21 protein-coding genes are annotated in these 22,015 nt (G+C 69.0%); 12 read left to right on the top strand and 9 right to left on the bottom strand.

Annotation, left to right across the window (positions count from 1 at the left end; all coding sequences use genetic code 11):
- Nucleotides 1–5 precede the first annotated feature (5 nt).
- From rsmA to metG, 3 genes are read right to left on the bottom strand one after another with little or no spacing between them, the layout of a single operon-like run.
- Nucleotides 6–896, bottom strand: a complete 891-nt coding sequence (rsmA, locus tag BHD05_RS06120; protein WP_202614302.1) for a 16S rRNA (adenine(1518)-N(6)/adenine(1519)-N(6))-dimethyltransferase RsmA — start codon at nucleotides 894–896, stop codon at nucleotides 6–8.
- Complete coding sequence (locus tag BHD05_RS06115) at nucleotides 896–1,855, bottom strand: TatD family hydrolase (RefSeq protein WP_161885654.1); 960 nt, start codon at nucleotides 1,853–1,855, stop codon at nucleotides 896–898. Before BHD05_RS06115 ends, rsmA begins: the two co-directional genes overlap by 1 nt.
- Before the next feature lie 8 nt (nucleotides 1,856–1,863).
- On the bottom strand, nucleotides 1,864–3,456 hold the full coding sequence (gene metG / locus BHD05_RS06110) for a methionine--tRNA ligase (RefSeq protein ID WP_161885653.1): 1,593 nt from the start codon (nucleotides 3,454–3,456) through the stop codon (nucleotides 1,864–1,866).
- A 170-nt stretch (nucleotides 3,457–3,626) separates the two neighbouring features.
- Here metG and BHD05_RS06105 point away from each other — a divergent pair, with 170 nt between their 5' ends.
- From BHD05_RS06105 to BHD05_RS06075, 7 genes are all read left to right on the top strand, one after another.
- Nucleotides 3,627–4,436, top strand: coding sequence for an ice-binding family protein (locus tag BHD05_RS06105; protein ID WP_236966668.1), 810 nt, complete (start codon nucleotides 3,627–3,629; stop codon nucleotides 4,434–4,436).
- Nucleotides 4,433–5,188, top strand: coding sequence for a L,D-transpeptidase family protein (locus BHD05_RS06100; RefSeq protein WP_161885651.1), 756 nt, complete (start codon nucleotides 4,433–4,435; stop codon nucleotides 5,186–5,188). The genes BHD05_RS06105 and BHD05_RS06100 overlap by 4 nt, the downstream gene beginning before the upstream one ends.
- 50 nt (nucleotides 5,189–5,238) lie before the next feature.
- Nucleotides 5,239–6,081 (top strand): aldo/keto reductase, encoded by an 843-nt coding sequence (locus BHD05_RS06095; protein WP_161885650.1) that lies wholly within the window; start codon nucleotides 5,239–5,241, stop codon nucleotides 6,079–6,081.
- Nucleotides 6,082–6,489: 408 nt separating this feature from the next.
- Nucleotides 6,490–7,278: a DeoR/GlpR family DNA-binding transcription regulator gene (locus BHD05_RS06090; RefSeq protein ID WP_161885649.1), complete on the top strand. Its 789-nt coding sequence runs from the start codon at nucleotides 6,490–6,492 to the stop codon at nucleotides 7,276–7,278.
- Nucleotides 7,275–8,246: a 1-phosphofructokinase family hexose kinase gene (locus BHD05_RS06085; RefSeq protein WP_161885648.1), complete on the top strand. Its 972-nt coding sequence runs from the start codon at nucleotides 7,275–7,277 to the stop codon at nucleotides 8,244–8,246. The genes BHD05_RS06090 and BHD05_RS06085 overlap by 4 nt, the downstream gene beginning before the upstream one ends.
- A gap of 29 nt (nucleotides 8,247–8,275) precedes the next feature.
- The gene (locus BHD05_RS06080; protein ID WP_161885647.1) at nucleotides 8,276–10,303 is read left to right on the top strand and encodes a PTS fructose transporter subunit IIABC; all 2,028 of its coding nucleotides are present in this window, start codon (nucleotides 8,276–8,278) and stop codon (nucleotides 10,301–10,303) included.
- 37 nt (nucleotides 10,304–10,340) lie between these two features.
- Complete coding sequence (locus BHD05_RS06075) at nucleotides 10,341–10,613, top strand: HPr family phosphocarrier protein (protein ID WP_161885646.1); 273 nt, start codon at nucleotides 10,341–10,343, stop codon at nucleotides 10,611–10,613.
- Between the two features lie 163 nt (nucleotides 10,614–10,776).
- Here BHD05_RS06075 and rsmI read toward each other — a convergent pair whose 3' ends face one another.
- The gene (rsmI, locus tag BHD05_RS06070; RefSeq protein WP_161885645.1) at nucleotides 10,777–11,613 is read right to left on the bottom strand and encodes a 16S rRNA (cytidine(1402)-2'-O)-methyltransferase; all 837 of its coding nucleotides are present in this window, start codon (nucleotides 11,611–11,613) and stop codon (nucleotides 10,777–10,779) included.
- Nucleotides 11,614–11,706: 93 nt separating this feature from the next.
- Here rsmI and BHD05_RS06065 point away from each other — a divergent pair, with 93 nt between their 5' ends.
- The 4 genes from BHD05_RS06065 (at nucleotide 11,707) to BHD05_RS06050 (ending at nucleotide 16,314) form a co-directional block, all read left to right on the top strand.
- A complete protein-coding gene (locus BHD05_RS06065) occupies nucleotides 11,707–13,362 on the top strand; it encodes a dolichyl-phosphate-mannose--protein mannosyltransferase (RefSeq protein ID WP_161885644.1) in 1,656 nt (551 codons plus the stop codon).
- Nucleotides 13,363–13,552: 190 nt separating this feature from the next.
- Complete coding sequence (locus tag BHD05_RS06060; protein WP_161885643.1) at nucleotides 13,553–14,965, top strand: O-acetylhomoserine aminocarboxypropyltransferase/cysteine synthase family protein; 1,413 nt, start codon at nucleotides 13,553–13,555, stop codon at nucleotides 14,963–14,965.
- A 116-nt stretch (nucleotides 14,966–15,081) separates the two neighbouring features.
- On the top strand, nucleotides 15,082–15,600 hold the full coding sequence (locus BHD05_RS06055; RefSeq protein WP_161887374.1) for a CoA-binding protein: 519 nt from the start codon (nucleotides 15,082–15,084) through the stop codon (nucleotides 15,598–15,600).
- 111 nt (nucleotides 15,601–15,711) lie between these two features.
- Entirely contained in the window at nucleotides 15,712–16,314 is a 603-nt protein-coding gene (locus tag BHD05_RS06050) for a hypothetical protein (RefSeq protein ID WP_161885642.1), read from the top strand.
- 259 nt (nucleotides 16,315–16,573) lie between these two features.
- Here the strand turns inward: BHD05_RS06050 and BHD05_RS06040 are convergent, their stop codons facing one another.
- Nucleotides 16,574–18,499, bottom strand: coding sequence for a thioredoxin domain-containing protein (locus BHD05_RS06040; RefSeq protein ID WP_161885641.1), 1,926 nt, complete (start codon nucleotides 18,497–18,499; stop codon nucleotides 16,574–16,576).
- A 22-nt stretch (nucleotides 18,500–18,521) separates the two neighbouring features.
- Here BHD05_RS06040 and BHD05_RS06035 point away from each other — a divergent pair, with 22 nt between their 5' ends.
- A complete protein-coding gene (locus BHD05_RS06035) occupies nucleotides 18,522–19,271 on the top strand; it encodes an MBL fold metallo-hydrolase (protein WP_161885640.1) in 750 nt (249 codons plus the stop codon).
- Between the two features lie 15 nt (nucleotides 19,272–19,286).
- Here BHD05_RS06035 and BHD05_RS06030 read toward each other — a convergent pair whose 3' ends face one another.
- The 4 genes from BHD05_RS06030 to BHD05_RS06015 are packed head-to-tail and all read right to left on the bottom strand — an operon-like array spanning nucleotide 19,287 to nucleotide 22,014.
- Nucleotides 19,287–19,664 (bottom strand): DMT family transporter, encoded by a 378-nt coding sequence (locus BHD05_RS06030; RefSeq protein WP_161885639.1) that lies wholly within the window; start codon nucleotides 19,662–19,664, stop codon nucleotides 19,287–19,289.
- Nucleotides 19,664–19,978, bottom strand: a complete 315-nt coding sequence (locus BHD05_RS06025; protein ID WP_161885638.1) for a DMT family transporter — start codon at nucleotides 19,976–19,978, stop codon at nucleotides 19,664–19,666. Before BHD05_RS06025 ends, BHD05_RS06030 begins: the two co-directional genes overlap by 1 nt.
- 55 nt (nucleotides 19,979–20,033) lie before the next feature.
- Entirely contained in the window at nucleotides 20,034–20,861 is an 828-nt protein-coding gene (locus BHD05_RS06020; RefSeq protein ID WP_161885637.1) for an aldo/keto reductase, read from the bottom strand.
- Between the two features lie 40 nt (nucleotides 20,862–20,901).
- Complete coding sequence (locus BHD05_RS06015) at nucleotides 20,902–22,014, bottom strand: bifunctional 2-methylcitrate synthase/citrate synthase (protein WP_161885636.1); 1,113 nt, start codon at nucleotides 22,012–22,014, stop codon at nucleotides 20,902–20,904.
- Between the last annotated feature and the right edge of the window lies 1 nt (nucleotide 22,015).

The following is a 22,015-nucleotide window of genomic DNA, read 5'->3' as shown; positions in this document are numbered from 1 at the left end:
GCCGCTCAACCCTTGGCGCGGGCGATCGCCAGGAAGTCGTCGCCAGTGAGCTGCTCGCCGCGTGTGGTGGGGTCGATTCCGGCCCGTTCCATCGTGGCGGACGCCGCGGCGGACGATCCGAACAGGTCAGCGAGCGCCTGCCGCAGCATCTTCCGGCGCTGCTGGAACGCGGCATCCACGATCGCGAAGGTCGCAAGACGCTCCTCCTCCGTGCCGATCGGCGTCTCCCGCAGCGCGAACGACACGAGAATCGAGTCGACGTTCGGCACCGGCCAGAACACCTGCCTGCTCACCGAACCGGAGGTCTTCCAGTGACCGAACCAGGCGGCCTTGACGCTCGGGCTGCCGTAGATCTTCGACCCGGGCGGCGCCGCGAGGCGCTGGCCGACCTCGGCCTGAACCATGACGAGTCCGGAGCGGATGCCGCGGAACGTCTCGAGGAAGTGCAGCAGCACGGGCACCGAGATGTTGTACGGCAGGTTCGCGACGAGAATGCCGGGGTCGCCTGGCAGCTCGGTGACGCGCATGGCGTCGTGCGTGACGACCGCCAGCGCGGTGGAGCCAGGGCGATCGTGCGAGCGATCGTGCGACCCCAGCGCCGAGGGAGCCTGCGACCGAGGTAGATGCTGTTCGACCGTGAGCGGCAGCTGGGCCGCGAGACGCTTGTCGATCTCGACGGCGATGACCGATGCCCCGGTCTCGAGCAGCCCGAGGGTGAGCGATCCAAGTCCGGGACCGATCTCGACGACTGTGTCGGTCGCCGTCACGCCGGCGGCCTTGACGATGCGGCGCACCGTGTTGGCGTCGATGACGAAGTTCTGCCCGAGCTTCTTCGTGGGCTGGATGCCGAGCAGCTCAGCGAGGTCGCGGATCTCGGCCGGCCCCAGAAGCGCCATCAGGCGAGTTCGGACGGGTCGATGGCCTCGTCCCACGGCGAGGCGCCGCCGTTCGAGACGGGCTCCGCGTCCCAACTGCCGTAGACGAGCTCGGTGTTCGAGGAGACCTGCGCCGCGAGCATTGCGACGTCGGTGCCGAGGTGCTCCGCCATGAACCGCAGCGTCACGGGGATCAGGTACGGGGAGTTCGGGCGGCCGCGGTGCGGCAGTGGGGTGAGGAACGGGGCATCCGTCTCGACCAGGATGCGGTCGCGCGGGATAACCTCGAGCGCCTCGCGCAGGTTCGACGCGTTCTTGAACGTGATGTTGCCGGCGAACGACACGTACCAGCCGTTGTCGGCGCAGAGCCTGGCCATCTCGGCGTCGCCCGAGAAGCAGTGGAAGACCGTGCGTTCGGGGGCACCGACGCGCAGGAGCGTCTCGATGACGTCGTCATGCGCCTCGCGGTCGTGGATCTGCATCGCGAGGTCGTGCTTTTTCGCGATGGCGATGTGCGCCTCGAACGAGCGGTGCTGGGCGGGGCGGCCCTCCTCGCCGGTGCGGAAGTAGTCGAGTCCGGTCTCGCCGATCGCGCGCACCCGCGGGCGGGCGGCGAGCTCGTCGATCTCGGCGAGCGCGGCGTCGAGCGTGCCGGCGGCCTCGTAGGCCGGTGCCTCGTTCGGATGGATGGCGACGGCCGCCAGCATCCGCGGTTCACGGGCCGCCATCTCGGCAGACCAGCGGGATGTCTCGAGGTCTCCGCCGACCTGCACGACGCCGCGGATGCCGACGCTCGAGGCCATATCGAGCTGCTGCAGGTAGTCGAGCGGGTCGTCGCCGTCGGCGATCTCGAGATGCGTGTGATTGTCGTAGCAGGGCACGACAAGCGACGGCGGCAGCGGTGGATAGCTGAGGTCGCGGGTCTGGCCGTGCTCGGCGCGGGACTCGCGCTTGCGGATGTAGTTCGATGGATCGCCCATGTGCTCGCTCATACTCCCGCCGGTTCCGGAGATTCGATGCGCGGGAACAGCGCGTCGATCGAGTGCACCCGGCTCGCGGGCGGCAGCTGGCCCCAGTGCCCGGCATCCACGATCACCTGGTCGGTGAGGTGCCCGAGCTCGGGGGCCGCGCCGATCGCGCTCCATAGCTTGTGGGTCGAGTCGGGCATGACGGGCGACAGCAGCACGGCGAGCGCGCGCAGCCCCTCGGCGGCGGTGTAGAGCACGGTGCCGAGGCGGGGGCGGTTGGCCTCGTCTTTGGCGAGTGCCCACGGCTCCTGGAGGGTGATGTAGCCGTTCAGCTCGTCGACGATCGTCCACACGGCCGCGATGGCCTCGTGGATGGCGAGGCGCTGGATTGCGGCATCCGCCTTCTCCGCAGCCTGCTTCACAACCCACTGGATGCCCAGGTCGGCTTCGGTGTAGTCGGCCGGGCTCGGGATGGCACCGTCGAAGTACTTATTGACCATCGCGATGACGCGGGAGGCGAGGTTGCCGAAGCCGTTGGCGAGTTCGGACTGGTAGCGTGCCGCGAGGTCTTCCCAGCTGAACGAGCCGTCTTGCCCGAAGTTGATCGCGCTCATGAAGTAGTAACGGAACGCGTCGACGCCGAAGGTCTCGGTGATCTGGCTCGGCGCGATACCGGTGAGCTTCGACTTCGACATCTTCTCGCCGCCGACGAGCAGCCAGCCGTGGCCGAAGACGCGCGTGGGCACCTCGAGGCCGGCGGCCATCAGCATGGCGGGCCAGATGACGGCGTGGAAGCGGGCGATGTCCTTGCCGACGAGCTGCGTGGCGGGCCAGCGGCGGCGGAAGTTGTCGTCGTCGGAGCCGTAGCCGATCGCGGTGATGTAGTTGAGCAGCGCGTCGAACCAGACGTAGAGCACGTGGCTGTCGTCCCACGGGATCTTGATTCCCCAGTCGAAGCTCGAGCGGGAGATCGAGAGGTCCTGCAGTCCCGACTTCACGAACTGGATGATCTCGTTGCGCACGCTGTCGGGCTGGAGGAAGTCCGGGCGGGACTCGTAGAGATCGAGCAGCTTCTGCTGGAAGTCGCTCATCCTGAAGAAGTAGTTGCGCTCCTTGAGCACCTCCACCGGGCGGGTGTGGATCTTGCACACGAGTTGGCCGGCGTAGTCGCCGGACTCGGCCTCGAGGAGGTCGTCGAGCTGCTTGTACTCCTCGCAGCCGACGCAGTAGTAGCCCTCGTACTCGCCCGAGTAGATGAAGCCGTCGTCGTAGAGCTTCTGCAGAAAGATCTTGACCGCGGACTCGTGCCGCTCGTCGGTCGTGCGGATGAAGTCGTCGTTGTCGATGTTGATCGTCTGCAGCAGCGGCAGCCACGACTCGTTGACGAGCTTGTCGGCCCAGGCCTGCGGGGTCGAGTCGTTCGCGACGGCGGTGCGCAGAATCTTCTGCCCGTGCTCGTCGGTTCCCGTCAGCAGCCAAGTGTCGTCACCGCTCTGCCGGTGCCACCTGGCCAGAACGTCCGCCGCCACCTCGGTATACGCGTGCCCGATGTGCGGAACGTCGTTGACGTAGAAGATGGGGGTCGCGATATAGAAAGAGTCTCCAGCGGCCATGCGCTCCATCCTATTCGGCGTGAGCCCGGTGTTATGGACGAGGGGGTCGGGGCGGGCCGAACGCTAGTGGGTGCGGCTCGGAACGTGGTGTGCTGTGCGATTAACAGGGGTGCGCGATGTTGCGTCCCACAGCGGCGCACACCCGCGCTAGAAAATTCGGGGGATCCACCGTGAAGAACTTCTCGTCCAAGGTGTCGGCGCGTCGCCTGACCGCACTCGCACTCGCGGTCGCGGTCACCGTCGGCCTGTCCACCGCTCCGTCCGCGCGACCCGCGTTCGCCGCGGAGGCGCCCATCGGGCTCGGGACCGCCGAGAGCTTCGCCATTCTCGCCGGCACGACCGTCACTAACACCGATACCCCGACTGTCATCAGCGGCGACGTCGGCGTCAGTCCGGACGCCGCCGTGACCGGCTTCCCGCCGGGACTGGTGAACAACGGCGAGATCCATTCCGCGGATGCCGTCGCCGCCGGCGCGCACGCCGACCTCACGATCGCGTTTGACGACGCGGCCGGCCGCCTGCCGGTCGAGAGCGGAATCATCGACCTCACCGGACGCGAGCTCGTGTCGGGCGTCTACTCGGGCGGAGCTCTCGGGCTCACCGGCACCGTCACCCTCGTCGGCGACTCCAGCTCGGTGTTCATCTTCCAGGCCGCCAGCACCCTGATCACCGGGTCCGGCAGCCGTGTCGCCCTGCAGGGTGACATCAACCCCTGCAACGTGTTCTGGCAGGTCGGCAGCTCCGCGACACTCGGTAGCGGCTCGGAGTTCGTTGGAACGGTCCTCGCGCTGACCTCTATCGCGGCCGAGTCCGCCGCCACGGTCGAGGGCCGACTTCTCGCCCGCAACGGTGCCGTCACGCTCGACGCCAACGTCATTACCGTTCCCACCGACTGCGCCGGCGACACCACTGTGGTCGACGACACCCCCGTAGCGCCTCCGGCCGTGCCGGTCCAGGGCCGCGCGACGTTCACCGGATGATCCGAGGGGCGCGGCCCGCTGGGATGATCGCGGCGGCGGTCTCCGCCATGCTCGGCGCCGCGCTCCTTGTGGGGTGCGCGAGCACCGAACCCGCCCGGCCGGCACCATCCGCTCCGGCATCCGCGCCCGGCTCGCCCGCCCCATCGCCCTCACCGACTCCCGCTCCGGTCGGCATCGCGGCCACTGCCGACGGCGCCAGCGTCGCCGTGCACTCGGCTCCGGACGGCGAGCTCGTCGACGCTCTCCCGAGCCCGATCTCTTCGGGTGCCCCACTGACCTTCCTGCTCGTGGAGGACCGCGGCGACTGGCTGCAGGTCGCCCTGGCGCAGCGCCCTAACGGCAGCACGGGCTGGATCCGCGCCAGCGAGGTGGGCCTGACCCGGCTTGAGTACAGCCTCGTCGTGTCGACCGCAGAGAACACACTGTCGGTGTTTCGCAACGACGAGCTCGTCGAGGCCTACCCGGCGGCAACCGGCACCGGTGGCACCCCGACGCCGCTCGGATCCTTCTATCTGACCGAGCTTCTCGAGCCGACCAACGCCGGCTACGGGCCGTTCGCTTTCGGCCTGTCGGCCTTCTCCGACGTGCTCACAAGCTTCGGGGGTGGTCCGGGCCAGATCGGGCTGCACGGCACCGAAGACGCCGCGAGCATCGGCACCGCGGCAAGCAACGGATGCATCCGGCTCTCGAACGACATCATCACCGCCCTTGCGCAGGTTCTGCCGCTGGGCACGCCGATCACGATCGAGTGATCGGGCGGCCTTGGCCCGGCGCCACGCGGAGGCTCGCCTAGGCTCGCACAATGAGATATCGCCGCATCGGAGACGTCAAGGTCAGCGCGATCGGGCTGGGCGCGATGCCCCTGTCCATTCCCGGGCGCCCGGATCGCGATGCCGCGATCGCCACGATCCACGCCGCGCTCGACGCTGGCGTCACACTGATCGACACCGCCGATGCGTACACCTCGGATGCGCAAGGACACAACGAGGAGCTCGTCGCGTCGGCGCTGGCCGGCCGGGGCGAGGAGGTGCTTGTCGCGACGAAGGGCGGGCTCGTCTACCGTGCCGGCGGTCCATCGGACCGCAACGGCACCCCGGAGCACCTCAAGGCGGCGGCGCGCGCCTCGGCGAAGCGACTCGGCGTCGACGCGATCGGGCTCTACCAGCTGCACCGCCCCGACCCCGGCGTGCCGTGGGAGGAGTCGGTCGGCGCCCTGCGTGAGCTGCAGGAGGAGGGGGTCATCCGCCTCGCCGGCGTCTCGAACGCAACGACCGCGCAGATCCGGTCAGCCGACCACGTGCTCGGCGGCCGGCTCGCGTCGGTGCAGAACCAGTTCTCGCCCTCCTACCGCTCGAGCGAGAACGAGCTCGACTACTGCGCCGAGCACGAGATCGCGTTCCTCGCCTGGGGTCCGCTCGGCGGCGCGTCCCGCGCGGGCGAGATCGCCGACGCGTTCCCGGTGGCGGCCGAGATCGCGGCGGAGCTCAGCGTGAGCCCGCAGCGGGTCATTCTGGCCTGGGAGCTCGCGTTGCAGCACACGATGATCGCGATTCCGGGGGCGCGCCGGCCGGCCAGCATCCGCGATTCGGCCCGTGCCGCTGACCTCGTGCTGACCGCCGACCAGATCGCCCGACTCAGCACTTAACCTGTCGGCCCCGTCTCGTTCATCACGTCTCTTTCATCATTCAGGAGTGATGAGGCGGGCTCGGCCGCGGAGGCGCCACGGCTGCTCTCATCATTCAGGAGTGCTGACGGGGCGGCGGCGGACACTGCGGCGCGGATGCTGCATGTTGCGCGTCAACCGGCCTTCAGCGCACAATTTTCGCGTGATCAGGAGTTTTCGTGTGCCCGGCCCTCCGCTGACTCCGGCCCGCTCCTGAATAGTGACAGGGTCACCGATCCCGCCGACCACCCCACCTCCTGAATGATGAAAGCAGAGCCAAAATCTGTTTGTTGTTTTCTGTGTGAATGTGTTGCTTTAGTTGGTTTATGTCGCTAATCTCACACAAACGCAGAAAGCGCTTCGCGGGCGCTCAGTCAAAGGAGACAACACGTGTACGCAGAAGAGCGACAGGACCTGGTCGAACGCCGCGTGACCGAGACGGGACGCGTCGCCGTCGTCGACCTGGCCCGCGAGTTCGACGTGACGAGCGAGACCGTACGCCGCGACCTCGCCCAGCTCGAGACGCGCGGCGTGCTGCGTCGCGTCCACGGCGGCGCCGTCGCGGCCTCCCTGACCAGTCGGCTCGAGGAGAGCGTCCCGTCGCGGCTGAGCCGCAACGCCGACGCGAAGGAGCGCATTGCCGCAACGGCCATGACGCTCATCCCGGCATCCTTCAGCGGCGCGATCGCGATTGACGCCGGCACCACGACGGGCCGGCTCGCTGAGCACATCGCGCACTGGAAGCCGGATGCCCCGCACCAGTCGCTCGTCGTCATCACCAACTCGGTGCGCATCGCGCTCACCGTCGCCGACAACCCCGACATCGAGGTGAATCTGCTCGGCGGACGCCTCCGCGGCATCACGAGTGCGGCCGTCGGATCGACCACCATCGCGCAGCTCGCCCGCTTGCGCCCTGACATCGCCTTCATCGGCGCCAACGGGGTGCACGCCGAATTCGGGCTCAGCACCCCCGACGAAGAGGAGTCAGCCGTGAAGACCGCATTCACCCTGGGCGCCCGGCGAGCGGTCGGGCTCGTCGATGCCACGAAGCTCGGCGAGGAGACGCTCGTCCGGTTCGCCGGCCTCGCCGACCTCGACATGCTCATTACCGACGGCTCCCCCGCGCGCGACCTGTCCGCCGCGCTCGACGACGCCGGAGTGGAGGTGATGGTCGCATGATCGTCACCCTCACCGCCAACCCGAGCCTCGACCGCACAATCGAGCTGATCGGCAGACTCGCCCGCGGCGACGTGCAGCGCGCATCGGCCACCCGCGAGCAGCCCGGCGGCAAGGGCGTCAACGTCTCGAGGGCACTCATCGCCTCGGGCATCGACACGATCGCCGTGCTTCCCGGAGACGCCGCCGACCCGATGCTCGTCGCGTTGCGCGGTGAGCGGATCCCCACCGTGAGCTTCGGCATCGCGGAGCGCATCCGCTCGAACATCACACTCACCGAACCCGATGGCACGACGACGAAGATCAACGAGCCCGGCCCGACGCTCACCGTGGCGGACGAGACGGCGCTCATCGACGTCGTCGTATCGCAGTCGCGCCAGGCCGAGTGGCTCATCCTCGCCGGATCGCTGCCGCCCGGCCTTCCCGTCGACTTCTACGCGCGGGTCGTCCGCGCGGTGCGCGCAGCCGGCAACGGCAGCACTCCCCGCATCGCGGTCGACTCCTCCGGCGCTCCGTTCGCCGCGCTCCTCGACTCCGGGGTGGGCATCGACCTCGTGAAGCCCAACGCCGAGGAGCTCGCCGAGCTCACCGGCTACGGCGATGAGCACAGCCTCGAGGCGGACCCGATGCAGGCGTTGGCCGCCGCACAGCTGCTCCTCGCCCGCGGATGCCGCGCGGTTCTCGCCACCCTCGGTGGAAAGGGCGCCGTGCTCGTCACCGAGGCCGGCGGCTGGTTCGCGCGGATGCCGCCGATCGATGTGCGCAGCACCGTCGGCGCCGGCGACTCCTCGCTCGCGGGGTACCTGCTCGCCGACCGCCGCGGCGACTCGCCCGGGCTGCGCCTCGCCCAGGCGGTCGCCCACGGCACCGCCGCCGCCTCACTTTCGGGAAGCACCATGCCATCGCTCGACCAGACACACCCCGAAACGGCCCTGGTCGAAAACCTCACCCCGATCACCGCAGATCACTAAACCCCAGAGAAATTAGTCAGGAGAATACATTGTCGTCACTCATCACACCCGGGCTCGTGAGCCTGGATACGGACCTCGGCACCGATCGTGCCGGTGTCATCCGGTACCTCGCCAGCCGCGTCGTCGAATCGGGCCGCGCGACCGACGTCGAGGCGCTGTTCGCCGACGCGTGGAAGCGCGAGTCCCAGACCGACACCGGGATCCCCGGCGGCATCGCCATCCCCCACTGCCGCTCGTCGGCCGTGACCGAGCCGACCCTCGCGATGGCACGACCGGCACCCGCGGTCGACTTCGGCGCCCCGGACGGCCCCGCCGACCTGATCTTCTTCATCGCCGCACCGGATGGCGCCGACCAGGCCCACCTCACGCTGCTGTCGAAGCTCGCGCGCTCGCTCATCAAGCCCGAGTTCGTCGGTGCCCTCCGCTCGGCGAAGACGCCGGACGACATCGTGCGCCTCGTCGACGAGGCCGTCGCCGATGGGCCCGCCGCACCGACAGCTGGCGCGGCATCCACCGTGGCATCCGCCGCAGCGCCCGTCGCGGCGCCCGCCGCGCATGCCGACCGCCCGGTGCTCGTCGCCGTCACAGCCTGCCCGACCGGTATCGCGCACACCTACATGGCCGCCGACGCCCTCGTTGCCGCGGCCGACCGCGCCGGCGTCACTCTGCACGTGGAGACGCAGGGCTCCTCCGGCGCCAAGCCACTCGACCCGGCGCTCATCGCCGCAGCATCCGCAGTCATCTTCGCCGTCGACGTCGACGTGCGCGACAAGGGACGGTTCGCGGGAAAGCCCGTCGTGCAGTCGCCCGTCAAGCGCGGCATCGACGCCCCCGACACGATGATCGCCGAGGCGATCGCCGCAGCATCCAACCCCAATGCAGCGCGCGTGGCCGACACCGGTCAGGCATCGGCGAGCGCAGGTGGAGGCGTGGACGAGCACATCGGCCTGAAGCTCAAGCGCTGGCTGCTCACCGGCGTCAGCTACATGATCCCGTTCGTCGCCGGCGGCGGACTGCTCATCGCGCTGGGCTTCCTGCTCGGCGGCTATGACATCACCGACAACGCCGCAGACATCATCGTCAACAACACCCTCTGGAACCTGCCCGCGGGCGGAGCCGCCACCTACTTCGGCGCCGTGTTCTTCATGATCGGTGCGGCGTCGATGGGCTTCCTCGTTCCGGCCCTCGCCGGCTACATCGCCTACGCGATCGCCGACCGGCCCGGGATCGCACCCGGTTTCGTCGCCGGCGCCGTGGCGCTGCTCATGAACGCCGGCTTCATCGGCGGACTCGTCGGCGGCCTGCTCGCTGGCGCGATCGCCTACTGGATCGGTCGCATCGACGTTCCGCGCTGGCTTCGCAGCCTCATGCCTGTCGTGATCATCCCGCTATTCGCGTCGATCGGCGCATCCGGTCTGATGATCGTGCTGCTCGGCGGACCGATCGCGACGCTTATGGGCGGCCTCAACGACTGGCTGTCGGGCCTCACCGGCGTCTCGGCGATCCTGCTCGGCGTGATCCTCGGCACCATGATGTGCCTCGACCTCGGCGGTCCGGTGAACAAGGTCGCCTACGCCTTCGCCGTCGCCGGGCTCGCCGCCGGATCGATCGACAACCAGGCCCCCTGGAACATCATGGCCGCGGTCATGGCCGCCGGAATGGTCCCGCCGCTCGCGATGGCCCTGGCCACGGTGCTCGACCGCAAGCTGTTCAGCCCGATCGAGCGGGAGAACGGCAAGGCCGCCTGGCTGCTCGGGGCCGCGTTCATCTCTGAGGGCGCCATCCCGTTCGCCGCGGCGGACCCGCTGCGCGTCATCCCCGCCGGCATCCTCGGTGGAGCAACGACGGGAGCGATCATCATGGCCGCCGACGTCACGTCGCAGGCGCCCCACGGGGGCCTGTTCGTCTTCTTCGCAATCGGCAACCTGACGATGTTCGTTGTCGCCATCCTGGTCGGTATGGTCATCTCGGCCCTCACCGTGATCGCCCTCAAGCGCTGGACGACGAAGACCCCGGTCGCCGCCGTCGAACCCGCCCGGGGTCCCGTCGCCGCCTGACCCTCCCCCACCCCCCCCCCACCAGAAGGAGAACACCATGGCAGAACGCAACGCCACCATCGCCAGCAGCGTGGGGCTCCACGCCCGTCCCGCCGGACTGTTCATCGCCGCTGTCAACAAGCAGTCCGTGACCGTGACGATCAGCAAGGACGGCAGCGCGCCCATCAACGCTGCGAGCATCCTCTCGATCATGAGCCTCGGAGCCGCCCACGGCGACGTCGTGACCCTCGCGGCTGAGGGCGACGGCGCCGAGGCGGCGCTCGCCGAGCTCGTCGCGCTGCTCGAGACGGACCTCGACGCCGTCGAGTAACCAGCTTTCATCATTCAGGAGATAGGCGGGGCCGGATCGGCCCGGTGAGACACACATCACCGGAACTCCGGCCCCGTCGCTGCGTTCCCGGCCAGAAACTCCTGCTATCTGCCCGTCAACTCCTGAATGATGAAAGCCCGACTGCGGCTCAGGCCCGCAGAGCTCAGGCCGGCGGCGCAGCCTTCGCGGCGGACTTCGCGGCGAGCGCGCCCTCGTACAGGTCGCGGCGGCCGAGTCCCGTGGCCTCGGCCACCTCGGTCGAGGCCTCTTTGAGTCGCGATCCGGAGGCGACGAGCGCGAGCACCTGCGCCACGCCCGACCCGAGGTCGGCCTCGCGCGGCGGCGCCCCCTGCACCACGATGCAGATCTCACCCTTGACCCCGGATGCGGCCCAGGCGGCCAACTCCGCAGCGGTGCCGCGCTTGACCTCCTCGAACATCTTCGTCAGCTCCCGGCAGACGGCCAGCCGACGATTCTCGCCGAACGCACGGGCCATGTCGGCGAGCGACTCGGCCAGCCGGTGCGGCGACTCGAAGAACACCATCGTGCGCTCCTCGCGGGCGACCAGGTGCAGCGCGCCGAGTCGGCCCTTGCGCGGCACGAACCCCTCGAAGCTGAACCGGTCGGTCGGCAGCCCCGACAGCGCGAGCGCGGTGATGACCGCGGACGGCCCCGGCAGTGCGGTCACCGTGACCCCCGCAGCGGCCGCCGCCGCGACAAGGGGAAAGCCGGGGTCCGAGATCGCCGGCATCCCGGCATCCGTCAGCACAAGCACGTCCGACTCGCGCGCCAGCTCGACGATCTCGGCAGCCTTCGCCTGCTCGTTGTGCTCGTGCAGGGCGATCAGCCGGGGCCGGTTCTCGATGCCCAGCGCACGCATGAGGTGGATCGTCACGCGGGTGTCCTCGGATGCGATCACCTCGGTGTTCGTGAGCGCCTCGATGAGCCGGCGGGAGGCGTCCCCGAGATTGCCGATGGGCGTCGCCGCGAGGATGATCACCCGCCCATTCTCGCACCGGGGACGGATGCTGGCGCCTGAGCCGCCATGCTCGGGTCGCCCCGGTGACGCTGCACCCGCGATTAGCATTGCCCTGTGACGCGCTCCTCCAACCTCGACGCGGTGGCAAGCGGCACCGACCGGGCTGGCGCGAGCGGCACCGGCCGGGCGGTCGCGCACCTCACAGACTGGTTCAGTGTCCGCCGGCGCTTCTGGGTGTGGGCCGGTCCGATCGGCGTGACGCTGCTCGCGGCGGTGCTGCGGCTCGTCAACCTCGGCAGCCCACGGGAGCTTGTCTTCGACGAGACCTACTACGTCAAGGACGCCTACACGCTACTGACCCTCGGCTACGAGGGCCAGTGGCCCGAGGGTGCCGACGCTCTATTCAATGCCGGCAGCGTCGACGTCTTCACATCCGAGGCCGCGTACATCGCGCATCCACCGCTCGGCAAATGGATCATCGCGCTCGGACTGCAGGCCTTCGGCGCGGAGGACCCGGTCGGCTGGCGCATCAGCACCGCGATCGTCGGCGTGATCGCCGTCGCCCTGCTCTGCGCCGTGGCCTTCGCGCTGTTCAGGTCGTCGGCCCTCGCCACCCTCGCTGGCGGCCTCCTCGCGATCGACGGCCTCGCGATCGTGATGTCGCGCACGGCGCTGCTCGACAACTCACTGATGCTCTTCACGCTGCTCGGGTTCGGCGCGGTGGTGCTCGACCGGCGACAGAGCGCCGAGAGGCTTGTGCGGTGGATCGCCGCACGGGCGGATGCCGCCAAGTCCACCGACTGGGGCCCGACGCTCTGGTGGCGGCCGTGGCTGGTGACCGCCGGCCTGATGTTCGGGCTCGCGTCGGCCGTGAAGTGGAGCGGCCTCTACTTCCTCGCCGTCTTCGCCGTGTACACGCTCGTCGTCGACGCGCTCGCCCGCCGCCGCGCCGGAATCGCCTTCTGGGCCAGCTCCACGGTTTTCCGCCAGGCTCCGACGAGCTTCCTGCTGACGGTGCCGGTCGCCGCGCTCGCCTACCTCGCGTCCTGGACCGGCTGGTTCGCCACGACCGGGGGCTACTACCGCGACTGGGCGAGCCAGAATGAGACAGTCTCGTGGCTGCCACAGGCGCTGCAGAGCTTCTGGCACTACCAGGTGTCGATCTACTCGACGAACCTCGGTCAGGACACCCCTCACGCCTACCAAGCGAACCCACTGGGCTGGCTGCTCATGCTGCGGCCGACCGCGTTCTACTACCGCGGCAGCGCGGCGGGCGAGAACGGATGCGACCGCAACACCTGCGCCGAGTTCATCACCTCGATCGCGAACCCGATCCTCTGGTGGCTCGGTGTCGCCGCGATCGTCTACCTCGTCTACCGCCAGATCCGCTGGCCGGACTGGCGGATCGGGCTGATCCTCACCGGTGTCGTGGCCGGCTACCTGCCCTGGCTGCTCTACACCGAGCGCACCGTGTTTCAGTTCTACACAATCGTCTTTCTGCCCTATCTGATCCTCGCGCTCGTGTACGTCGTCGGGCTCCTGCTCGGCAGGCCCGCGGATGCCAGCGGCCCGGCGCCCGCGGATGCCGGCGGCCCGGCGCCCCGGCTAGCGGCGGCTGCCGACGCCAGGCACACCCGGGCGGTGGTCGCCGTCACCGTGGCGCTCGGCATCGTGGTGGCGACGAGCGTGTTCTTCCTCTCGGCCTGGCAGGGCATCCAGGTCTCCGGCGTGTATCAGCAACTGCACTACTGGCTCCCGGGCTGGCGCTGAGCCCGGTCGCGCACGCGTACGCGGTCGTTGTTCACTCCCGCGGCCGATATCGCACTAGCTCGAGCGAACAACGACCGCGCGAACGCCGTCCGCATCCGCGACCGCGTCCGCGTCCGCGACGACTGCCGCAGGCTACCTTGCGTTACGCCCGCGCACCGGGCGCACGGCGCCGCTCAGGTAGCGTGGCCGCATGGCAGATAGCGGCAGCAGTACGACCGACAACACGACAGACAACACGATCGAGGCCACCCCGATCGACGGCGGTACAGCCGACGGCGGTACGACCGAAGGCGGTACGGCCGATCACGGCACGGTCGACCGCGAGTGGGGCTTCAGAACCCGCGCGATCCACGCCGGCAACATCCCGGATGCCGTCACCGGTAGCCGCGCCCTGCCGATCTACCAGACCTCCGCGTTCGTGTTCGACGACACCGCGGATGCCGCCGCTCGGTTCGCCCTGCAGAAGTACGGCAACATCTACTCCCGGGTGAGCAACCCCACGGTCGCCGCGTTCGAGGAGCGCGTCGCGAGCCTCGAGGGGGGCCTCGGTGCCGTCGCCACGGCATCCGGCCTCTCCGCACAATTCATCACCTTCGCCGCCCTCGCCGGCGCGGGCGACCACATCGTCGCCTCGGCGAACCTCTACGGCGGCTCGATCACCCAGCTCGACGTCACCCTGCGCCGGTTCGGCGTCGAGACGACGTTCGTGCACGGGGCCGACCCGGAGGACTACGCCGCAGCAATCACCGACAAGACCAAGCTCGTCTTCGCTGAGACCGTCGCGAACCCCTCCGGCGACATCGCCGACATCGAGGGCCTCGCCGAGGTCGCGCACGCCCGCAACATCCCGCTCATCATCGATTCGACGATCGCGACGCCGTACCTCAACCGTCCGATCGAGTGGGGCGCCGACGTTGTCGTTCACTCCGCCACCAAGTTCCTCGGCGGGCACGGCACGACCCTCGGCGGCGTGGTCGTCGAGAGCGGCCGGTTCGACTGGGCCACCGAGCACTTCCCCCTGTTCGACCAGCCCGTGCCCAGCTACGGCGGACTCAACTGGCAGGGCAACTTCGGCGAATACGCGTTCCTCACGAGGCTCCGCGCCGAGCAGCTGCGCGACATCGGGCCGGCGCTCGCCCCGCACTCCGCGTTCCTGCTCGCGCAGGGTGTCGAGACGCTGCCATTCCGGATCCAGGCGCACGTCGACAACGCTCGGATCGTCGCTGAATGGCTCGACGCCGACCCGCGCATCGAGTTCGTGAACTGGGCCGGGCTGCCAGCGCATCCGCACCACGCTCGCGCGAACAAGTACCTGCCCAAGGGCGCTGGAAGCGTCTTCAGCTTCGGGGTACGCGGCGGCCGCGAGGTCGGCCAGAAGTTCATCGAGTCGGTCAACCTCGCCAGCCACCTCGCGAACATCGGCGACGCGAAGACTCTTGTCATCCATCCCGCGTCGACGACGCACGCTCAGCTCACGGAGCAGCAGCTCATCGACGGCGGCGTCGCCCCTGGGCTCGTTCGGATCAGCGTGGGAATAGAAGATCCCGACGACATTGTTTACGACCTTGACCAGGCGCTCACGATCGCGACGAAGGGCAAGTGATGGTTTCGACAGGCTCGGCCAACGAGGTTTCAACAGGCAGGTCCGACGCGGTTTCGACAGGCGAGGCCAGCGAGGACGTCGTCACGACGCAGCTCGTCAACGGTCTCACCTGCTCGATGCCGGCGAACAGCCCACTCGCGAAGCTGCTCACGTCGCAGCGCAGCTGGGTCGGCCCGAATGCGAAGGAACGCCTCGCGATTTTGCGGCGCGCCAAGTCGATCGCCATCGTCGGCGCCTCGCCGAACCCCGCCCGCTCGAGCTACTTCGTCGGAACCTACCTGCTGCAGTCCAGCGACTATCGGGTCTACTTCGTGAACCCCAACGCCGACACCATCCTCGGCCACAAGGCCTACCCCGACCTCGCCTCGCTGCCCGAGGTGCCTGACATCGTCGACGTGTTCCGCAAGGCGAGCGACATCCCGTCGGTCATCGACGACGCCCTCGCGATCGGCGCGACGACGGTCTGGGTGCAGCTGGGAATCTGGAACGAGGATGCCGCGGTGTTCGGTGAGAGCCAGGGCCTCACGGTCGTGATGGACCGCTGTATCAAGGTCGAGCACGCGCGCTTCCACGGCGGGCTTCACCTGCTCGGCTTCGACACGGGCGTCATCACTTCACGCAAGTCGGTGCGCTGACCCGAGCACCCCGTCTCGCGCCGACGTGCCCCCGGCGCACGATGGGCACGTGGCGCTGACCCACTGTGAACCCTGTTCGTACGCCCAGCGGAGCGCGGATAGCATCGATGGATGCCCCGATCCCGCCTGCTCCTGCTCCTCGGCGTGACCGCGCCCGCTCTCGCTTGCGCGCTCGTCGGCCTCACACACCCGACGCGCCTCACGGCAGACACCGCGCTGTACTGGCAGAACATGCACATCGGGCTCATCTTCCTTTTCCCCCTCATCGGCCTCGCCCCCTGGCTGATCGCACGCCGCGTTGATCGCCGGCTCGGCTGGATCGCGGCGCTCGGCGGCTACGGATTCGCCACCCTCTACACCGCGCTGGACGTGCTCGCCGGGGTGGCCGCCGGCGCTCTCGTGCTCGGCGGGGAGACCGATGCGACCGGTCCGGTCTACGAGATCGCCCGCGTTCTCGCGCGGATCGGCGTCTGGTCGCTCATCGCCGCCGTCGTCGTGGCCGGGGTCGCGGCGTTCCTGCAGGCGCGGATGGCCGCCGTTCCCGGTTTCGTGCTTGCCGCCCTCGGTGCGTACCTGGTCTACCCGGGACACATCTACTTCCCGATCGGAACCGCGTCGATGGGCCTTCTCGCCGCGGGGTTCGCGCTGCTCGCCCTCGCCGTGACCCGCGTTCCCGTCCCGGTGGATGCGCACGAGCCGACCCGCGCGCCGTGACCTGCGCTAGTTCTGTGCCTCGAGCTCCTGAAACAGGGTGATCTGCAGGCCCGCCGGCCCGTTCATTCGGGAGTTGAGCGAGCGCCAGGGGGTCATCGTCGGTCGGCGACGAGTTCGGCGCTGGCTATCGTCGCCTCCTCGTCGTAGTCCTCGGCCTCCACCACGATGCGGAGCTGCCTGATTCTCTTCGGTGTGCCCATAGGAGAAGGCTATGTCGCGCCAACGGAGGCTGCCATGGGGTAGCCGGTGCCCCGGATACTCAGCCGGCGTCGGCCAGCTGCCGCTCGAGCTCCGCGGCCTCGACGACCGGGAGGCTGCAGACGAAGTCCCGGCACAGGTAGGCGGTGGCCAGCCCATCGCGAGCGACCCGTCCGTCGAACAACTCGAATCCTGCCTCCGCGAAGGCCCCCGCCTGCTCGGTCGTCACGATCGCGACGATACCGCCGGCCTGGTCCCAGCGCCGGGCGATGGCCTCGATCGGTGCGGCACCGGCATCCGTCCCCCGCACGACCACCAGTTGCCTGCCGGGCGCCTGCAGCCGCGTCATGACGCCCAGCGAGGCCCCGAACGAGATCGGGCGCGGTACGGCGAGGGGCGCGAACAGCTCCATGGCGGCGTTGGCCGCGCGCAGGTACCGCTCGTCCGCGGTGAGGAGGTGCAGGGTGTGGGCGGCGGTGGCCATCGCGCTGAGGCCGGAGGGGTAGGCGCCCTCGGACGGATCGACCTCGAGGGTGAGCCCCTGCGCCTCGAGCACCGGGTCGGCGCCGCCGGGAACGTGGAAGACGATCGCGAGATCGGCGGCGGCCCGGTCGTTCGCGCCGAGGTCGTCCGCGCCGAGCCCCGCTGCGGCATCCGAGCTCATCGATGCGTCGACGAGGTCGCGCGCCACAATCGCATAGGAGACCTGGCCCGTCGCGGCCGCGAGCCGCAGGAGGGCGGAGGCGAACATGCCGTAGTCCTCGAGGGTGGCCTTGGCCGGCGAGATCCGGTTGCCAATCGAGGCGCGCACGAGGGTTCCGTCGTCGCGGATGTGGCGCTCGATCAGGTAATCCGCGGCGCCGCGGGCGAGCGCGAGCCAGTCGACGCGGTCGTGCCGGGCGCCAGCGTCGGCGAGCGCCTCGATCGCCAGACCGTTCCAGCCCGTGAGCACCTTGGCGTCGAGGGCGGGCGGCGTCTGGCCGGCGCGCCCGATGGCGTCCAGCCGGTAGTAGCCGCCCTCCACGCGCTCGCCGTCGACGGTGCTCTCGCTGTCCTGGGCCGAGGCGAACCCGCCGCCCTCAACCCGCATGACCGAGCCGAGGAATTGCGCGATGCCCTCGGCGATCGGCAGCCCGCCGGGCATCCGTGAGTAGGCACCCAGGAGCACGGCATTGTCGTAGAGCATGCGCTCGTAGTGCGGGTCGACCCAGTCGCGCATCGTCGAATAGCGGAAGAAACCGCCCTCGACGCGGTCGCGCAGTGCCGAGGCGGCCATGGCCGTAAGGCTCCGCACGGCAAGCGCGGCGGCATCCGCACTCTCCGGTGCGCCGACCGACCCGCGATCGAGCAGGAACGCGAGAACGGGCGCAACCGGAAACTTCGGGGCGCCGCCGAAGCCGCCGAATTGGGTGTCCTCGTAGTCGACGAGCTCGCTCACGACGCCCGCCCACGCATCGGGCGTCGGCAGGTTGCCTGCCAGCGGAATGGACTGCTCGGCGAGGGTCGCGGCGATCATCGTCGCGTTCGATTCGACCTCGTCGCGGCGGTTCTGCCACGCATCGATCACGGCGTCGAGCACTTGACGGAATGCCGGATGCCCGTGGGCCGGCTTCGGCGGCCAGTACGTTCCGGCGTAAAAAGCCCGCCCCGCCGGCGTCACGAAGACGTTGAGCGGCCAGCCGAGCTGGCCGGTGAACGCGCCGGCCGCAGCGAGGTAGCTCGAGTCGACGTCGGGATACTCCTCGCGGTCGACCTTGATCGCAACGAGGTTCTCGTTGAGGTGGCTCGCGATCTCGGGGTCGCTGAAGCTCTCCCGCGCCATCACGTGGCACCAGTGGCAGGTGGAGTACCCGATCGAGACCATCACGGGAACATCTCGCCTCGCGGCTTCCGCGAACGCGTCCGGCCCCCATTCTCGCCAGTCCACCGGGTTGTCGGCGTGCGATCGGAGGTACGGACTCACGGCGTTGACCAGAGAATTGACCATGACTCCAGCGTAGGCTCGAGCTGTGTCTACGACAGCCATCACTTTTATCGGCGGACCGACTGTGCTCCTCGAATACGCGGGGTTGCGGTTCGTGACCGACCCCACCTTCGACGAGCCGCAGCGCTACTCCGAACCCGGGTCGACGACACTCGTGAAGACGCGGGGACCGGCCGTGTCACGCGCTGCGGTCTGGCCCGTCGACGTCGTGCTGCTCTCCCACCACGGGCATAAAGACAATCTCGACTGGGAGGGGCTCGAGCTGATCGCCCAGGGCCCGGTGACGCTGAGCACCATGAGGGCAGCCGGCGACCTGTGGGGCGGCAGCGTCATCGGCTTCGACGACTGGGAGTCGTACGAGACCGGACCGGTGACCGTCACGGTGGTGCCCGCCCTGCACGGTCCGCCCGGCTCCGAGGCGCGGGTCGGCCCGGTCGTGGGCTTCGTGCTTGAGGCGCCGGGCGAACCGACCGTCTACGTGAGCGGCGACAACGCCTCACTGCCTCTCGTGCAGCAGATCGCCGAGCGCTTCCCCGATATCGACATCGCACTGCTGTCCGCCGGGGCGGCGCGGGTTCCCGGCATCGCCGCTCCGTTGACCCTCACCTCCACCGAGGCCGTCGCGGCGGCGCGCCTCCTCGGCGCCTCCCGCGTCGTCGGCCTGCACACCGACGACTGGGAGCACTTCACCGAGACTGGCGACGACCTGGAGGCCGCCTTCACGGGCAGCGGGCTGCTCGTGAGTACCCCGCGCGCAGTGCGCGTCGAGCTCTGACGCCTGCTGACCGGTTCAGCGCTGTTCGGCTGAGCGAGCGCCCAGCCCGGCGCGCCCCTGGAGCGAACCGGGCGGCGCGCTCTTGAGCAACTTGAGGCCGATGACGCTCCCCACGATCCCGATCAGAAAGAGCACGCGCAGCACGGTGACGACCTCCTGACCGGTGAGCATGCCGTAGGAGACGGTCAGTGCCGCGCCGGTTCCTGCCCACACCGCGTAGGCGGTGCTGATCGGGATCTGTGTGGCGGCGTAGGCCAGCGTGGCCATGCTGCTGGTGAGCGCGACGCCGAAAACGATCGTCGGCACGATCTCGCTGAGGCCGTCGCTCGCGCCGAGCGCGGTGGCCCAGACCGCCTCGAGCGCGGCGCTGATGAACAGGACGACCCAGGCCACTAGCTCACCACCTTGAGCCCGATGATGCAGCCGATGAGGACGACGAGGAGTGCCGAACGGCCGAGGGAGAGGGTCTCCTTCTTGCGGGCGACAGCGATCACGACGGTGAGGACCGCGCCGATGCCGACCCAGACGGCGTAGGCGGTGCCGACGGAGATGTCGGTCATCGCATAAGCGAGACCGGCCATGCTCAGTACCAACGACACGGCAAAGAGTACCGTCGGCTTGGGTCGCGTGAAGTTGTCGGATGCGCCCAGCGCGGATGCCCAGACGGACTCGAGCACGCCCGATGCGATTAATACGACCCAGGCCACGTGCACTCCCTCTCGCGTCGCTGGTTGTCGATAGTGCCCCCGACCCTGGCGGGGTCTAGTTCACCTCGTTGGGGTCGCCGCCGACACGTCCGCCGCGCTCGAGGCCGGTGATCGCAGCCTGCTCTGCGGACGTGAGCTCGAAGTCGAACAGGTCGAAGTTCTCGGCGATCCGCTGGCGGTTGTTCGACTTCGGGAAGATCACGTGGCGCTGCTGGATGTGCCAGCGCAGCACCACCTGGGCGGGCGTGCGGTCGTGAGCCGCCGCCGCGGAGGTGATCTCCGGCAGCTCGAACAGCGGGTACTTGCCCTGGCCGAGAGGGCCCCACGCCTCGATGGCGATGCCGTGGTCGTGTCCGTAGGAGGTCTCGGCGAGACGCTGGTGGTACGGGTGGAGTTCGATTTGGTTGACCGCGGGGATGGTGTCGCTCGCCGCCTGCACCCTTTCGAGGTGTTCGACGAGGAAGTTGCTCACACCGATCGACTTGGTCTTGCCGGCGGCCTTGATCTGCTCGAGCGCCTTCCAGCTCTCGACGTAGAGGTCGCGCTTCGGTGTGGGCCAGTGGATGAGATACAGGTCGACCTGCTCGAGGCCGAGCTTGTCGAGGCTCACGTCGATGGCGTTGTGCGCCGCCTCCATGCCCTGGTCGGCGTTCCACAGCTTGGTCGTGATGAAGAGCTCGTCACGGGGGATGCCGGATGCGGCGATCGCGCGCCCGACGCCCTCCTCGTTGCGGTAGATCGCGGCGGTGTCGATGTGGCGGTAGCCGATTTCGAGCGCGTCGAGAACGATCCGCTCGGTGTCGGCTGGTTCGACAAGGAAGACGCCGAAGCCGAGCTGGGGGATTTCGTGGCCGTCATTGAGGGTGATCGTGGGAACTGTCATGTCCCAATGCTTTCACGCCGAGGGCGCCGCGGGCGCATCGTCAGCCAATGTGGCGTTCCTCCGGCCCGTTGTAGAGGCTCAGCGGGCGAATCAGGGCGTTGGATGCCGCCTGCTCCCGAATGTGCGCCGTCCACCCGGTGATGCGGCTCGCCACGAACAGGGGCGTGAACATCGCGGTGTCGAAGCCAATGAGGTGGTACGCGGGCCCGCTCGGGTAGTCGAGGTTCGGCTTGATCGCCTTGCGCGCGCCCATCGTCGCCTCGAGCTGGTCGTAGAGGTCGGCGAGGTCGGGGCGGTCGTAGTGCTCGATGAGGGTGTCTAGTGCCGCCTTCATCGTCGGCACCCGGGAGTCGCCGTTCTTGTAGACGCGGTGTCCGAAGCCCATGATCTTGCGCTTCTCGGCGAGCGCGGTGTCGAGCCACTCCTCGGCGCGGTCTGCGGAGCCGATTTCGTCGAAGACGTGCATGACCGCTTCGTTGGCGCCGCCGTGCAGCGCGCCCTTGAGGGCGCCGATCGCGCCGGTCACCGCCGAGTACAGGTCGGACAGGGTCGAGGTGATCACGCGAGCGGCGAAGGTCGACGCGTTGAAGGAGTGTTCGGCGTAGAGGATCATCGAGACGTCGAAGGCGCTGACGACGGCGAGCTCCGGCACCTCCCCGAAGGTCATGTGCAGGAAGTTGGCCGAGTAGGCCAGGTCGTCGCGCGGCTCGACGAGGTGCAGGTCGCGGCGTCGGCGCTGGTCGTAGGCGATGATCGCGGGAAGCGCGGCCATGAGGCGGATCGACTTGGCGAGGTTCTCCTCCGGCGAGGAGTCCTCCGCTCGCGGGTCGCGTGCGCCGATCACGCTGACGGCGGTACGCACGACGTCCATCGGGTGGCAGGTGAGCGGAAGTTCGTCGATCACGCGCTTGACGGCGTGGTCGAGGTGGCGCATCGACCGCTCGAGCGTCTCGAACTCGAGCAGCTGGTCCGGCGTCGGGAGCTCGCCGTGCCAGAGCAGGTAGGCGACCTCCTCGAAGATGCAGGATGCCGCGAGCTCCTGAACGGGGTAGCCGCGATAGAGCAGGGAGTTGGTGTCGGGGTTGACCTTCGAGACGGCGGTGTAGTCGACGACGACACCGCTCAGGCCCTTGCGGATTTCTGGTTCAGTCATC

It is taken from the genome of Marisediminicola antarctica (assembly GCF_009930795.1).
Classification (GTDB): Bacteria; Actinomycetota; Actinomycetes; order Actinomycetales; family Microbacteriaceae; genus Marisediminicola; species Marisediminicola antarctica.
Note: the sequence above shows the minus strand (reverse complement) of the source record. Positions and strands in the feature narration are given on the sequence as shown.

Coding starts and splice junctions, on each gene's coding strand:
- BHD05_RS06055 (WP_161887374.1), top strand. CDS start 15,082: ATGCCGGCGAACAGCCCACTCGCGAAGCTGCTCACGTCGCAGCGCAGC.
- BHD05_RS06095 (WP_161885650.1), top strand. CDS start 5,239: ATGAGATATCGCCGCATCGGAGACGTCAAGGTCAGCGCGATCGGGCTG.
- BHD05_RS06100 (WP_161885651.1), top strand. CDS start 4,433: ATGATCCGAGGGGCGCGGCCCGCTGGGATGATCGCGGCGGCGGTCTCC.
- BHD05_RS06015 (WP_161885636.1), bottom strand. CDS start 22,014: ATGACTGAACCAGAAATCCGCAAGGGCCTGAGCGGTGTCGTCGTCGAC.
- BHD05_RS06115 (WP_161885654.1), bottom strand. CDS start 1,855: ATGGGCGATCCATCGAACTACATCCGCAAGCGCGAGTCCCGCGCCGAG.
- BHD05_RS06060 (WP_161885643.1), top strand. CDS start 13,553: ATGGCAGATAGCGGCAGCAGTACGACCGACAACACGACAGACAACACG.
- BHD05_RS06050 (WP_161885642.1), top strand. CDS start 15,712: ATGCCCCGATCCCGCCTGCTCCTGCTCCTCGGCGTGACCGCGCCCGCT.
- metG (WP_161885653.1), bottom strand. CDS start 3,456: ATGGCCGCTGGAGACTCTTTCTATATCGCGACCCCCATCTTCTACGTC.
- BHD05_RS06075 (WP_161885646.1), top strand. CDS start 10,341: ATGGCAGAACGCAACGCCACCATCGCCAGCAGCGTGGGGCTCCACGCC.
- BHD05_RS06085 (WP_161885648.1), top strand. CDS start 7,275: ATGATCGTCACCCTCACCGCCAACCCGAGCCTCGACCGCACAATCGAG.
- BHD05_RS06040 (WP_161885641.1), bottom strand. CDS start 18,499: ATGGTCAATTCTCTGGTCAACGCCGTGAGTCCGTACCTCCGATCGCAC.
- BHD05_RS06020 (WP_161885637.1), bottom strand. CDS start 20,861: ATGACAGTTCCCACGATCACCCTCAATGACGGCCACGAAATCCCCCAG.
- rsmA (WP_202614302.1), bottom strand. CDS start 896: ATGGCGCTTCTGGGGCCGGCCGAGATCCGCGACCTCGCTGAGCTGCTC.